17 protein-coding genes are annotated in these 13,542 nt (G+C 61.4%); 12 read left to right on the top strand and 5 right to left on the bottom strand.

Annotated features, from left to right (window positions below; all coding sequences use genetic code 11):
• Positions 1-837, bottom strand: coding sequence for an ABC transporter ATP-binding protein (locus tag WIF35_RS01285; RefSeq protein WP_412479759.1), 837 nt, complete (start codon positions 835-837; stop codon positions 1-3).
• A gap of 293 nt (positions 838-1,130) precedes the next feature.
• On the opposite strand from WIF35_RS01285, the gene WIF35_RS01280 reads away from it, so the two are divergent.
• Together WIF35_RS01280 and WIF35_RS01275 are read left to right on the top strand one after the other, a co-directional pair.
• Positions 1,131-2,138, top strand: a complete 1,008-nt coding sequence (locus WIF35_RS01280; RefSeq protein WP_412479758.1) for an AraC family transcriptional regulator — start codon at positions 1,131-1,133, stop codon at positions 2,136-2,138.
• 231 nt (positions 2,139-2,369) lie between these two features.
• Entirely contained in the window at positions 2,370-2,771 is a 402-nt protein-coding gene (locus tag WIF35_RS01275; protein ID WP_412479757.1) for a hypothetical protein, read from the top strand.
• A gap of 281 nt (positions 2,772-3,052) precedes the next feature.
• Here WIF35_RS01275 and WIF35_RS01270 read toward each other — a convergent pair whose 3' ends face one another.
• Positions 3,053-3,481, bottom strand: coding sequence for a TOBE domain-containing protein (locus WIF35_RS01270; RefSeq protein ID WP_412479756.1), 429 nt, complete (start codon positions 3,479-3,481; stop codon positions 3,053-3,055).
• A 190-nt stretch (positions 3,482-3,671) separates the two neighbouring features.
• Here WIF35_RS01270 and WIF35_RS01265 point away from each other — a divergent pair, with 190 nt between their 5' ends.
• The 6 genes from WIF35_RS01265 to modC all read left to right on the top strand — a co-directional run bounded on the left by WIF35_RS01265 (position 3,672) and on the right by modC (position 8,505).
• Positions 3,672-4,490, top strand: a complete 819-nt coding sequence (locus WIF35_RS01265) for a TOBE domain-containing protein (protein WP_412479755.1) — start codon at positions 3,672-3,674, stop codon at positions 4,488-4,490.
• Between the two features lie 237 nt (positions 4,491-4,727).
• Entirely contained in the window at positions 4,728-5,474 is a 747-nt protein-coding gene (modA, locus tag WIF35_RS01260; protein WP_412479754.1) for a molybdate ABC transporter substrate-binding protein, read from the top strand.
• Between the two features lie 8 nt (positions 5,475-5,482).
• Positions 5,483-6,331 (top strand): ModD protein, encoded by an 849-nt coding sequence (gene modD, locus WIF35_RS01255; RefSeq protein WP_412479753.1) that lies wholly within the window; start codon positions 5,483-5,485, stop codon positions 6,329-6,331.
• A 12-nt stretch (positions 6,332-6,343) separates the two neighbouring features.
• Positions 6,344-6,736 carry a NifB/NifX family molybdenum-iron cluster-binding protein gene (locus WIF35_RS01250; RefSeq protein ID WP_412479752.1) on the top strand — a complete coding sequence of 131 codons (393 nt, stop codon included), beginning with the start codon at positions 6,344-6,346 and terminating at the stop codon, positions 6,734-6,736.
• Positions 6,737-6,742: 6 nt separating this feature from the next.
• Entirely contained in the window at positions 6,743-7,417 is a 675-nt protein-coding gene (modB, locus tag WIF35_RS01245; protein ID WP_412479751.1) for a molybdate ABC transporter permease subunit, read from the top strand.
• A complete protein-coding gene (gene modC / locus WIF35_RS01240; protein ID WP_412479750.1) occupies positions 7,414-8,505 on the top strand; it encodes a molybdenum ABC transporter ATP-binding protein in 1,092 nt (363 codons plus the stop codon). The genes modB and modC overlap by 4 nt, the downstream gene beginning before the upstream one ends.
• Here modC and WIF35_RS01235 read toward each other — a convergent pair.
• Both WIF35_RS01235 and WIF35_RS01230 read right to left on the bottom strand, forming a co-directional pair.
• Complete coding sequence (locus tag WIF35_RS01235; protein WP_412479749.1) at positions 8,502-9,401, bottom strand: DMT family transporter; 900 nt, start codon at positions 9,399-9,401, stop codon at positions 8,502-8,504. The two genes, modC and WIF35_RS01235, sit on opposite strands and share 4 nt — an antisense overlap.
• Before the next feature lie 10 nt (positions 9,402-9,411).
• Complete coding sequence (locus WIF35_RS01230; protein WP_412479748.1) at positions 9,412-9,738, bottom strand: chorismate mutase; 327 nt, start codon at positions 9,736-9,738, stop codon at positions 9,412-9,414.
• Between WIF35_RS01230 and WIF35_RS01225 the strand changes: the two genes are divergently transcribed.
• The 4 genes from WIF35_RS01225 to WIF35_RS01210 all read left to right on the top strand — a co-directional run bounded on the left by WIF35_RS01225 (position 9,737) and on the right by WIF35_RS01210 (position 11,156).
• Positions 9,737-10,024, top strand: a complete 288-nt coding sequence (locus tag WIF35_RS01225; protein ID WP_412479747.1) for a hypothetical protein — start codon at positions 9,737-9,739, stop codon at positions 10,022-10,024. The two genes, WIF35_RS01230 and WIF35_RS01225, sit on opposite strands and share 2 nt — an antisense overlap.
• Positions 10,025-10,039: 15 nt before the next feature.
• Complete coding sequence (locus tag WIF35_RS01220; RefSeq protein ID WP_412479746.1) at positions 10,040-10,447, top strand: hypothetical protein; 408 nt, start codon at positions 10,040-10,042, stop codon at positions 10,445-10,447.
• A gap of 10 nt (positions 10,448-10,457) precedes the next feature.
• The gene (locus tag WIF35_RS01215) at positions 10,458-10,772 is read left to right on the top strand and encodes an antibiotic biosynthesis monooxygenase family protein (RefSeq protein WP_412479745.1); all 315 of its coding nucleotides are present in this window, start codon (positions 10,458-10,460) and stop codon (positions 10,770-10,772) included.
• 69 nt (positions 10,773-10,841) lie between these two features.
• Positions 10,842-11,156, top strand: a complete 315-nt coding sequence (locus WIF35_RS01210; protein WP_412479744.1) for a DUF805 domain-containing protein — start codon at positions 10,842-10,844, stop codon at positions 11,154-11,156.
• A 79-nt stretch (positions 11,157-11,235) separates the two neighbouring features.
• On the opposite strand, the gene WIF35_RS01205 is transcribed toward WIF35_RS01210, so the two are convergent.
• Positions 11,236-13,512 (bottom strand): putative bifunctional diguanylate cyclase/phosphodiesterase, encoded by a 2,277-nt coding sequence (locus WIF35_RS01205; protein ID WP_412479743.1) that lies wholly within the window; start codon positions 13,510-13,512, stop codon positions 11,236-11,238.
• Between the last annotated feature and the right edge of the window lie 30 nt (positions 13,513-13,542).

Below are 13,542 nucleotides of genomic sequence, written 5' to 3'. Positions count from 1 at the left end.
TCAGGCTGCCTTTGCCGCAACGGGTTGATGCAAACGGGCGCGCAATTCGCTGACATCGCCCGAGCCGAGATAGGCGCGTATGACCTCCGGGTTCTCCTGAACTTCCCTGGGCAACCCGTCGGCGATGACCTGGCCGAAATTGAGCACCACGACATGATCGGAGATATCCATCACCATGCCCATGTCGTGTTCGACCATCAGCACGGTGACGCCCCACTCCTCGCGAACGTCCAGGATGAAGCGCGCCATGTCCTCGGTTTCCTCGCGGTTCATGCCGGCCACCGGTTCGTCCAGCATCAGGACGCGCGGCTTCATCGCCAGCGCCCGCGCCATCTCGACCCGCTTCTGCAGGCCATAGGACAAGGCGGCGACCGGTTGATGGCGGATATGGTCGATTTCGAGGAAGTCGATCACCTTTTCTTCGATCTCGCGGCGCAGTTCCATTTCCTCGCGGTGGGCCTTGCCGAAATAGAACAGGGCATCAAGTACCCCTGCCTCAAGATGGCAATGTCTGCCAAGCTTGATGTTGTCAAGCACGGTCATACCGCGGAACAGGGCGATATTCTGGAAACTGCGGGCCAACCCTAGCCTAGCCCGGGCCGGCGGACGCAGGGCGGAAATATCGTTGCCGTCGAAACGGATATTGCCGGACGTTGGGCGATAAAAACCTGAGATGGTGTTGAACAACGAGGTCTTGCCAGCACCGTTGGGACCGATGACCGATGTTATCGAACGCGGTGCCACTTCGAAGCTGACGCCATTGAGCGCTTTAACCCCGCCAAATGACAATCCCAGCCCGGATAGCTCCAGTATCGGATTGGATGAACTTGTCTTCACTGCGCCCTCCTCCTTAGGTTATTACCGGAATTACGGGGAGTCTGAGGTCTGTTCTGCTACGTGACTTTCAGGCCAACCGGAACATTTGTCTCATTTGGTATACAGCCGCCCGAAAGCGACCTTCAACCGCCGCGAAACCTTGTGCTCTTCTGTGTTGCACCGGCGATTTGTGAAACCGATTGTACTAACCATAAATATGAAGCGCTTGCCGCTCACGCCGAAAAACTTGCATAATCGGCCAACCTATTTACCCTCCAGCAAATTTAACCCAGAGGTTTCTCAACACTAATCGGATGAACAAATCATCGACCACAGTCCCGATCCAGTTCATCCACAATTTGTTGAACGGACTGACACTGGAAGCAGAACAACGCACCGCCTACCTCCAGCGCGTCGGCATTCCACCCGACCTGCTGGACGAAGCCAGCGCCCGCGTCACCACCGACCAGTTCGCTGGCCTCTACCGCCTGCTGGCGCGTGAATACGACGATGAAACACCTGGCCTGTTTTCCCGCCCGCTGCGTGGTGGCACACTGAAATTTCTGTGCTTGAGCGTGATCGAATCCAGCAACCTGATCGCTGCACTCTATCGTTACACCCAGTTTTTCCGCCTACTGCTCGACGATCTGGAATTTGAATTAGATAGCCGGGACGGGTTGGTGCGCCTCGCCCTAATCCCCAAAGCCAACAAAGTCCGCCAAAACCATTTCGCACAGGAAATGATGCTCAAGCTGGCACATGGCATGGCTTCATGGCTGGCCGGACGGAAGATGCCGCTCGCCCGGATTGATTTCACCTACTCCAAGCCGGCCCACGTCTCCGAGTACGTCTTTCTTTACCCAGGCCCCGCCTATTTCGACCAACCGGTGACCGCACTCTATTTTGAGAGCGCCCAACTGCAGATCCCGATCCGCCAGGACAAGCACTCCCTCAGCGAGTTTCTGGCCCGCGCCCCGGCCGACTGGATGTTCGTCTCATTTGCCGAACGCATCGTCAGCCATCGTGTGCGCGAACACCTGGAGAAACGACTCGATCAGGCCACAACCATTGAAGACGTGGCAAAAGCCCTGCATTTCTCACTGCGCACCCTATCACGACGACTCGGCGAGGAAGGCACCAGCTTCCAGGCGATCAAGGATGAACTTCGCCGCGACGTGGCCATCCAGAAACTAACCAAGACCCGCCTTCCCGTCGCGCTCATAGGAAATCAGGTTGGGTTCGACGATCCCACCACTTTCCACCGCGCCTTCAAGAAATGGACCGGCAGCCCGCCCGGCGCTTACCGCCGAGGCAAAAAATAACCCGCACTTAGCGCCAAACCAGCCAGGCAGCTCAGACACGTTTCCCGGCATATAGCTAGCCCTATACTTTGGTATCAGCGCTGTCGGCTTTTGCACATCGCTGTATAGTTAATTATATATCGTTAGATAAACAACAATTCAAGCCACCAAAACCCAATTTAAATGGGTTGATTTGCTGGCACTCAAGTTGCCAAAGACGATCACCGTTATATATACACATACACAACCTTAATGAGTCACATACTTTCACATACCACTAGCAGCGAACGCTTCCCAACCAGCAACCCTGACGACGCCCTGTGCGACATCTGGAAGAAGCACCTGCCAATCGATTGGCGGAACTCGGTCGACCAGCCGCTCTACATGAAGCACTTTAGCGAATACGAAATCGCTGCCCAGCGCTGCGTCGGCTACGACGCCGACGAACGCCCCTGCTTCACCGCCCACCAGCTCACTCTCACCCGCCTATCCTCGGACGACGATGAGGAATTCTACGAAACGGTGACCTACAGCGAGGAACTGGCCGCCTGGCGGCTGCGAGATGACCGCTGGCTGATGTTCCGCATGAGCAGCGCCAACCAATGCAATCCATCACTGGGTTTATATGCCATCCTTCCGGATATGCCGCGCTGACTGCGGCGTACCGGTAAGCCTGCGCACCTTACACCGCTAGCTCGGCCTGTCTCAAACGACGCTACCCGAACACATGTAGGTTAGCCGGCCGAATATCGCCAAATTCGACGGTCAGCAGGACATGCTCATCGCCTCCCTGCACCGGTACGTCGAGGCACCGGGCGGAAAACTTGAACTGCACGCCCACATCAGCCAGAAGCATCTCAACCTAAGCGTTGATGGCAAAAAGAACACTAAAATGGCGGCCAAAACCGCCGCACACCTCTCCACGAACGCCGGAATCAGCCAGAAACACCCAAAATCACGTGGCTGGCCTTGATCAGCGCACTCGCCTCGACGCCTTCCTTGAGGCCAAGCTCCATGACTGCCTCGTTGGTCACCACGGCATATACCACGGTACCACCGGCCAGGGTGATGCCGACCTCGGTATTGACCGCGCCCTTGTGCAACACGCTGACCTTGCCGGTCAGTTGGTTGCGCGCCGAGAACTTGGCGGCTTGCGGACCGACCAGCAGCATGACCCACGGCGCCTTGACGTAGGCCACCGCTTCCTTGCCCACGGCCAGCCCCAAGGACTTGACACTACCCTCTGTCACGATTGCGACAATTTTGTCGCCACCGGGCAGCGTGACCTCGACTTCCGCATTGACCGCACCGTCGACCAGAGCGGAAATTTTCCCTTTAAATACATTGCGTGCGCTGACGTTCATGCTGTTCTCCAAAAATCGGTTGAATGATTGGCCCGCTTTTCGCTATATACAAAACTAAGCAACGAACATCATCGGGTTAAACAGACTTTACCGAAGACCGTTTTCAATATTCAACCATAGCGCAGCAGTTTTTTTCGAAAAATCCGTTCTACGTTATATTGCGAAGTATACAAATAAACGAGCCAGCATCATGGACGCCATCCTGCACCGCCTGCGCGGCAAACTCGAAGTCGATTCCGAATTCGGCACCTTTCTCGGCGACACTCGCATCCGCCTGCTTGAAGCGATCGAGCAGCACGGCTCGATCTCGCAGGCTGCAAAAGCCGTGCCGCTCTCCTACAAGGCGGCCTGGGATGCGGTCGATGCCATGAACAACCTCGCCGAGCAGCCACTGGTCGTGCGCTCGACCGGCGGCAAGCACGGCGGCGGCACGCAGCTGACCGAATACGGCCGCAAGGTGGTCGCCCTTTACCGTGCCCTCGAAGCTGAATACCAGGCGGCGCTCGACCGCCTGACGGCGAGCATGAACGAGGGACAGGCCAGCGATTTCCAGCAATTCCGCCAGTTGCTCAAGCACATGTCGATGAAGACCAGTGCGCGCAACCAGTTTGCCGGCAAGATCGTCGCCCTGCGCGAAGGCCACGTCGATTTCGAGGTACGCATCAAGCTCGACGACGAAAACGAAATCGTCGCCGTCATCACCGGCGACTCGGCTGAAAGCCTCGGCCTGGCCATCGGCATGGAGATCAATGCGCTGGTGAAGTCTTCGTCGGTGCTGCTGCTCAACGATCCGAGCGTCAAGACGACGGCGCGCAATCACCTGTGGGGCGAAATCACCCGCATTCACGACGGGCCGGTCAACTCCGAGATCACGCTGACCATGAAGAGCGGCAAATCGGTCTGTGCCGTGGTCACCCACGACAGCGTCGAGCGCCTAGGCCTCGCCGTCGGCGAGCAGGCTTGCGCGGTGTTCAAGGCCTCGGCCGTCATCCTCTGCAAGTACTCCTGAGCGCCGGAAACCGCCATGAACCGCGAAACCGACCATCCGCCCCCGCTCCGGATCGGCCCCGGCGCCGCCTTCGCGCATGGCTGCTGTGGGGGTTTCCGTCCTAGCTCGGCCTTAACCGCTATACCGGCCACCACCCAGCGCCCACCTGAGCACAGCCCGACGAGCGCCAACGATGCGCAAATCGTGAAGCCCGCCGCCGCTCCCACCGTACTTCCATAACACCCCCAGGAGAACGCCATGAAACGCCTCAGTTTGCTGCTCACCGCCCTGCTCGTCAGTGGAGGTGCCCTGGCCGACGAAGTGCAGGTCGCCGTTGCCGCCAACTTCACTGGCCCGATCCAGGTCATCGCCAACCTGTTCGAGCGCGATACCGGCCACAAACTCGTCGCCTCCTACGGCGCCACCGGCAAGTTCTACGCCCAGATCAACAACGGCGCGCCTTTCGAAGTGCTGCTTTCGGCCGACGATGAAACACCGGCCCGCATGATCAAGGAAGGCTCTGCCGTGGCCGGCAGCAATTTCACCTACGCCATCGGCAAGCTGCTCCTGTGGTCCGCCAACCCCAAAGTGGTCGACAGCAAAGGCGAAATCCTGAAAAAAGGCGGCTTCAAACATTTGGCCCTGGCTAATCCGAAAGGCGCGCCCTACGGTGCCGCCGGCATGCAAACAATGACCAAGCTCGGCGTCGTCGACGCGATCAAGCCGCTGATCGTGCAGGGCGAGAACATCTCGCAGACGCACCAGTTCATTTCGACCGGCGCCGCCGAGTTGGGCTTCGTCGCCTACTCGCAGGTGATCAAGAACGGCCAGATCGGCAGCGGCTCGGGCTGGATCGTACCGGCCAACCTCTACGACCCGATCCGTCAGGACGCCGTGATCCTCGCCAAGGGCAAGGACAAACCGGCCGCCGTCGCGCTGCTCAATTACCTCAAAGGCGACAAGGCCAAGGCCGTCATAAAATCTTTCGGTTACGAACTGCCCTGAGTCACGCCATGAACCCCTACACGCTGACCGACGCTGAACTCGAAGCACTGCTGGCAGACGACACGCCGGCTGGCGATGCAACCACCCACGCCCTCGGCATCGGGCAGCAACTGGGGACCATGCTCTGCCGCGCCCGCCACGACATGGTCCTGTGCGGCAGCGAGGAAGCCCGCCGCATGGGTGAGTTGCGCGGCCTCACCGTCTTCGGCCCGGTGCGCGCCAGCGGCGAGCGCCTGGCGGCGGGCGAAACCATCCTGACACTGGAAGGCGAAGCCGCTGCCCTGCATCAGGTCTGGAAAACGGCGCAAACGCTGATGGAATACCTGTCGGGCATCGCCACCAGCGCTGGTGAGATCGTGGCTGCGGCGCACCGCGGCAACCCGGAGATCGGCGTCGCCTGCACGCGCAAGAACTTTCCCGGCACCAAGCGGGCGGCGATCAAGGCCGTGTTGAGCGGTGGCGCCAGCCCGCACCGGCTCAGTTTGTCGGAAACCCTACTCGTCTTCGCCGAGCATCGCGTTTTTCTTGGCAACGAAAAGCCGGCCGACACGGTGCGCCGCTTGCGCCGGCAGTGGCCCGAACGTGCCATCGTCGTTGAGGTGGCCGATGAAAACGAAGCGCTGGCCTGGCTTTTGGCCGACGCCGACATCCTGCAACTGGAAAAATGGCCGGTCGAGGCCGTGCACCGCATCAAGCAGCACATCGCCCCCGGTTCGCGCACGCGGCTGGCCGCCGCCGGCGGCATAAATTCTGCTAATGCAGAAAGCTATGCGCGGGCCGGGGCGGACATTCTGGTCACTTCGGCCCCGTACTTCGCTCCGCCGCGCGACGTGGCGGTTACGCTCACTGCTGCCTGAGACAGAACGACCATGAAAATCGCCATCGCCACCAAGGATTTCACCGAAGTCAGCGGCCACGCCGGCCAGACCCGCCAATGGCTGCTCTACGACCTGTCGCAACACCAGTCCAACCAGCTGCTGCCCGCACCGAAAATGATCGAACTGGGCAAGGACGAGGTGCTGCACGTCTTCGAGGACGACCGCCCGCACCCGCTGGACGGAGTCGATATCGTGGTCGCCAATAGCGCCGGCGACGGTTTCATCCGCCACATGAAGAAGCGCGGCACGGAAGTGCTGCTCTCCGGCGAGCGCGACCCGGCCGTGGCGATCACTCGCATCCTCGCCGGCGAAGCACTGAGCGACCCCCGTTTCGACATCACCACAACCCTGTGTAAGATTCGCGACCTGTTTTCCCGACACTGACCCTGCATGGATTCCGCCGATCTCGCCGCCGTCTGGCTGACTCTCAAGCTCGCCACCGTTGTCACGGTGCTGCTGCTGATCGTCGGCACCCCCATCGCCTGGTGGCTGGCGCGCACGCGCTCCAGGCTCAAGGGCGCAATCGGCGCGCTGGTGTCGCTGCCACTCGTGCTGCCGCCGACCGTGCTCGGCTTTTACCTGCTGCTCTTCATGGGTCCGAACGGGCCGCTCGGGCAACTGACCCAGTCGCTCGGCCTCGGCGTGCTGCCCTTCACCTTCCCCGGCCTGGTCATCGCCTCGGTGTTCTACTCGCTGCCCTTTGTCGTGCAGCCGATACAGAACGCCTTCGAGTCCATCGGCGAGCGCCCGCTCGAAGTCGCCGCCACGCTGCGCGCCAGCCCGTGGGACGCCTTCTGGTCGGTGGCCGTGCCGCTGGCCAAACCGGGCTTCCTGTCCGGCGCCATTCTCGGCTTCGCCCACACGGTCGGCGAATTCGGCATCGTGCTGATGATCGGCGGCAACATTCCGGAAAAGACCCGCGTCGTCTCCGTGCTGATCTACGACCACGTCGAAGCGCTGGAGTACACGCAGGCACACTGGCTGGCCGGCGGCATGGTGGCCTTCAGCTTCCTCGTGCTGCTCGCGCTATACACCTTCAACCCGGCCCGGAAGCAGATCGCATGAGCGCCGCCGCCCCTGCCGACATCCGCGCCCGCTTTGCCGTCGATCGCGGCGATTTCCGGCTCGACGTCGAGCTGAGCCTGCCCGGCCAGGGCATTACCGCACTGTTCGGCCATTCCGGCTCAGGCAAGACCACCTGCCTGCGCGCCCTGGCCGGGCTGGAGCATTTTGCCGGCGGCTACTGCGCGCTGGGCGACACCGTCTGGCAGGACGACAGCCGCGGCATTTTCGTACCGACGCACCAGCGCGCACTGGGCTACGTCTTTCAGGAAGCCAGCCTGTTCCCGCATCTCTCGGTGCAGCAAAACATGGTTTTTGGCCAAAAACGCGCGTGCACCGCAGGAGTCGGTCTGCAGCTCGCCGAGGTGGCCGAACTGCTCGGCATCGCCCACCTGCTGGCGCGCAAGCCGAGCGAACTCTCCGGCGGTGAACGCCAGCGCATCGCCATCGCCCGCGCCCTGCTCGCCGGGCCGGAGATTCTGCTGATGGACGAGCCGCTCGCCGCGCTCGACCTCAAGCGCAAGCTGGAAATCCTGCCCTACCTCGAACGCCTGCACGGCGAACTGTCGATTCCTATCATCTACGTCAGCCATGCGCCGGACGAAGTTGCCCGCCTGGCTGACCACCTCGTGCTGCTTGATCAGGGCAAGGTAGTCGCCAGCGGCCCGCTCAACGACGTGCTGTCGCGCCTCGACCTGCCGGCCGCCTTTGCCGACGATGCCGGCGTCGTCATCCCGACCCGCGTGGCCGAACACGAGGCCGACGACCTGACCCGCCTTGAATTCCCCGGCGGCGCGATCTACGTCTCGCGGCGCAGCGAACCGGTCGGCACCGAACTGCGTTGCCGCATCCACGCCCGCGATGTCAGCCTTACCCTCGCCCCGCAGTTGCAGAGCAGCATCCTGAATTGCGTCGCCGCCAGCGTCGTCGATCTCGGCCCGACCGACACGCCAGGCCACGTGCTGGTCCGCCTCGACGTATCGGGCCAGCCGCTGCTCGCCCGCATCACGCAGCGCTCCGCCGACAAGCTCGGCATCCGCCCCGGCCTCGCCCTGCGCGCTCAGATCAAGGCCGTGGCGCTGCTCGCTTAAGCCTGCCGAGGACGCAGCAAGCGCGTCAGCACACGCAGGTTCTCCCACTGATACAAGGCGAGGCCGAGCAGGATCAAGCCGGTACCGGCCCACACCCGCCAGCCGATCACCTCATCGTTCAGGGCGTGGCCGAGCAAGAGCGCGATCACCGGTGTGATCAGCGTAATCAGGGCCACGCGCGAGGCCTCCATGTGCTTGATCACGTAGTAATACAGCGCAAAACCGAGCACCGAGCCAAAGATACCGAGATAGGCGATGGCCGAAGCCGAACGCAGCGGCAGTTCGGCCGGCACCGCGCCGCCATCCAGCCACCAGACCAGGCCGAAGAACGGCAGCGACGTCGAAAGCGTGCCGACGGTCGTCGCCAGCGGTGGGCTGTCGTCGCCGATGCGCTTCAAGCCGACCAGTCCTGCCGAATAGATCGCCACCGCCGCCAGCAAGGCCGTCAGGCCGGCCAGTGCATGCTCGCCACCCAGGCTGTCGCCATGCAGGAAGATCACACCGAGACCTGCCGCACCGAGTAGCGTGCCGAACACGCGCAGCGGCGTCAGCGAACGCTCGCCCAGCCAGACGGCCGCCATCAGGCTCGCCATCAAGGGCGACAGGCCGAACAGCACCGAGACCAGCCCGGAATGCACATAGCGCGCGCCCCAGTAGGTCAGCGCCATGGCGCCGAACAGGCTGGCTCCGCCCAGAAGGTAAGCGCGGCGGGCGCGGGCATGCAGCGGCAGACCAATGCGCCAGGCGACGACCAGTACGGCGGCCAGCATCAGGCCGATGGCCATCCGGGCGAATACGGCGAAGGCGAAACCGGCCCCCTGCGTGCTCCACTGAATGGCGAGCGGCGTGGTGGACCAGATCAGGACGATGCCGAGATAGGCGGCGGGTACGGACATGAATTTCTCCTCAATGCAATGGCGTAGGGCTGGATGGCGGCGGATGCAAGGCGGCATGCGCCGCCTGCTCGGCGTCGATGAAGGCGGCGACCATGGCGCGCCAGGTGGCCTCGACAACTCGTCGCTCCGCGCCCAGCTCGACGGCCAGCGCATCGACGCGTGCCAACACCTGCGTCACGCGCTGTGGTGCGGCCACGGCGGCAGTGTCCTTCTTGAAGCGAGCGGCCTGCTGCACATAGGCACCGCGCTCGGCGATCAGCCCGACCAGCTGGCGATCCAGCCGGTCAATCTGGCCGCGCACTTCATCCAGCGAACGACATTCGATGATCGGATTCATGGCTTTTCCTTTCGGGAGACAAAAACAAAAAGGCCGCGGGGTTCAAGCCGCGGCCTTCTGGGAAACTGGTGTTTTAAATCGACTGAACGACTATACCCTCCCCGGCTGCGGACGCACGCCCATGCGCCATGCGCGCAGAACGCGACGGCACGGGAAGATCGGCAGCGAGATCAGGATTTCGGCAAACATGGAAAGCATTCTGGTGGCAAAGGCGAGCAGTGGTCAAGGAAAAATTGGCCTGCATGCGACACGCCACTCGGCTATGCTTTTGCCATTCAATCGCTGATCCTGCGAACACTCGATGACATTGCTACGCTGGCTGTTATTACTCCCCGCCTACCTGAGCGTTTGGCTCCTCGTCGTGGTTCTGGCCATGTGGGCGCATGGGCATGTCACCCTCTGGCTCTGCCCGCCCGATATGATGGTTTCCGGAATGTGCGAGGACATGGCGATTCAGGAAAGGATCGATCTGACCTATGCCGTCTTCGCCCCCGTATCGGCGGCAGCTGTCATCGCTACGGCTTATCTGCTCGCCCCGCAAAATAAGCGCAAGACTTCGCTCATCACCTTGCTCCTGGGCAGCCTCATCACCATCGCCTTTTTCTGGGGCAGCCTCTCCCTGATCGCAAGCACGATAGCGGGAGGAGCACTGAGTCACGCACTGCTGTGCCATTGGAAAAATACCCCCCCGACCAACGATCAAGCCTGAAGCAATGACCATGATAGAACCGGCCCAAACTCCGCCTCCGCCCTACTACGCAGTGATCTTTACCTCGACCCGGACGCCGGGCGACAACGGCTATGGCGACATGGCCGAGCAAGTGCTCGAACTGGCCCGCCAGCAACCGGGCTTTCTCGGCTTCGAGAGTGCCCGTCAGGAAATCGGCATTTCGGTGTCGTACTGGGCCAGCCTGGAAGCGATCCAGGCCTGGAAGGAAAACGCTTTTCACCGCCAGGCGCAGGCCCGCGCGCGCGATTGGTACGCCGGATTTCGCGTGCGCGTCTGCAAGGTCGAGCGGGAGTACGGCTTCTGACGCGCATTGCCACCGGCAGGGTAATCCCGCGTAGAATCATTCCATTCTCATAACCCAAGGAGCAACGGCATGACTTTCGGCGAATCGATTCAAACCTGCTTCGGCAAGTACGCAGACTTCACCGGCCGGGCGTCGCGTTCGGAATACTGGTGGTGGGCGCTCTTCAATTTGCTCGTCTGCCTAGGCGCGGCGATGATCAGCGACATTCTCTATGGCCTGATCGCCCTCGGCCTGCTGCTGCCCAACATTGCCGTCGGCGTTCGCCGCTTGCACGATATCGACAAGAGCGGCTGGTTTCTGCTGGTCGGCCTGATCCCGTTCGTCGGCTGGCTGGTGCTGATCTACTGGGCGGTGCAGGAGCCCAAGGAACCGAACCGGTTCTGAGTATTTTCCCGGCGGCCGCGCATTTGCGACTGGCCGCCGGAAATTGGCCTTTTTCGACGGTGCACCGCAGCAGTGGGGTTCAGGCCCCCAAGGCCAATGCGCCTTGCCGCACGTAGGCGGTGAATTCCTCGCTCGAGACGGGCTTGCCGAATAGCCAGCCCTGGAAGGCCTGGCAACCGTTGGCCAACAGGAACTCGAACTGAGCCTCAGTCTCGACCCCTTCGGCCACGGTGTGGATATCCAGGGATTCGCTGAGGGCCAGGATGGCGCGAATGATCGCCGCGTCGTTCGGATCGGTGGCGATATCGCGCACGAAGCTGCGGTCGATCTTCAGCTGCTCCAGCGGCAAACGCTTCAGGTAGGACAGTGACGAATAGCCGGTGCCGAAATCGTCCATCGAGAAGCAAACGCCGAGCGCATCGATCTGGCGCATCTTGCCGACGATCAGGTCGACGTCATTGAGCACGACGCTTTCGGTCAGTTCTAGCTTGAGGCGCGATGGTTCCACGCCGTGGGTCTTCAAGGCCTCCTTGACCTGGTCGACGAAATCGCGATGCTGGAACTGCCGGGCACTGACGTTAACCGCCACCTGCAACCCGGCAGTGGCCGGATCGTTGGCCCACTCTGCCAACTGGCGGCAAGCCGTTTCCAGGACCCACTGGCCAACCTGCAGGATCTGCCAATTGTCCTCGAGCAAGGGAATAAAACGATTCGGCGGCACGTTGCCCAGCGTTTCCGAGCGCCAGCGCAGCAGTGCCTCGGCACCGATCAGCGTGCCGCTGCGATTGACCTGCGGTTGATAATGCAACTCGAACTCGTCCCGCTCCAACGCACCGTTCAGTGCCTGCTCCACCATCATGCGCGCATCGATGGCCGCCTGCATTTCCGGGTTGTAGAAGCGGATGGCGTTGCGTCCCGAGGCCTTGGCCTGATAAAGCGCAATATCGGCTTGCTTCAGCAACGCATCCGGCGATAGATCCTTGCCCCGGTAGAGCACGACACCGACCGATGTACTACAGCGGTATTCCATGGTGTCGTGTTTCAGGCGATACGGCTGGCGAATGGCTTCATGGACCTTTTCGGCCACTCGCTCGGCCTGGGTTGCTGCGAGTTCCTCATCGTTGCTCAACTCTTCCAGCACCACGACATACTCGTCGCCCCCCAGGCGGGAAACGGTATCGCCCTCGCGTACGACAGCGCTCAGGCGTCGGGCCACTTCGATCAGCAACTGGTCGCCGATATCGTGCCCCTGGGTATCGTTGAGTGCCTTGAAATGATCGAGATCGAGCATCAGCAAGGCACCGAAGCGCTGCGTACGAGCGCTGGAGGCCATGGCATGCTCCAGACGATCCATCAACAAGCGGCGATTCGCCAACTGGGTCAGTGGATCGAAGTAGGCCAGATGGCGAATCTGGTCTTCCGCCTTGACCCGCTCGGTGATGTCTTCCTGCAGGACCACCACTTCAAGCGCCTTGCCCTGCTCGTCGAACACCGCATAGGCGACCGCACGTATCCAGCACTTGCCCTGATACAAGCGGGCATTGGGGTTGCGCGAAAAGTCGTAGCCCAGGATCGGCAGATCGACCTTCTCCCCGGCCAGAATCCGTTGCAGCAAGGGCGGAATGCCCGCCTGAATCACCTGCGGATCTTCGAAGACGTTATAGCGCCGCGCCTTTTCGAAGGTCGTTCCCCACAACTTCTCCCAAGCCTTGTTGACCCGCAGCACGTAGCCTTCCGGCGAAAAGACCACCATCGGGATAGGCGACTGTTCCGACAATTGCCGGTAACGCTGCTCGCTTTCGTGCAGAGAGGATTTCGAATCGAGCAGATTGCGGTTGGCCTCCATCAGATCGCTCATCAGATTGTGTTTGACGATGCGATCGAGAACCAGCAGCGAACCGATGATCAGCGAAGTGCTGAAGGTGAAAGGCGGCGAGTAGGCCAGTGGATAAGCGGCAAACAACACGGCGATACTGGCGACGAGAACCAGCAAAGCCCAGGGCAGGCTGGTCAGGGCCAGCGCCAGGATGAAAGGAATCCAGATGCCTTGCGGGACTGCGTGCTGGAAGGCACGCGGGTCGAAGATGAAGGCCAAACCGACTGTCGAGAGCAACAAAAAAATGCGGACCAGCAAGTCCCGCTGGCGGAAATACAGCAGGGCAAGCGCAACCGCAAAGCTGGCGGCCAACGAAAACCCCCATCGACGAGCCAGCAGGTTACCTGCGCCGGGATCGTCCGGACCACTCACCGACGCGCCCAGCCAAGCCTCAGCCAAAAACATCATTACCGCAAACAGCGCAGCAATGATCACTGCAATGGCGTTCAAGCGCTGCCGTTGGCTGTTGGGAAACTTCATTGGTTCGACGAAATGCCCGATGGGTGGAAA

The sequence above is a fragment of the Azonexus sp. IMCC34839 genome (assembly GCF_047047955.1).
Lineage (GTDB): Bacteria > Pseudomonadota > Gammaproteobacteria > Burkholderiales > Rhodocyclaceae > Azonexus.
This window is presented reverse-complemented; position numbering and strand designations above follow the sequence as displayed.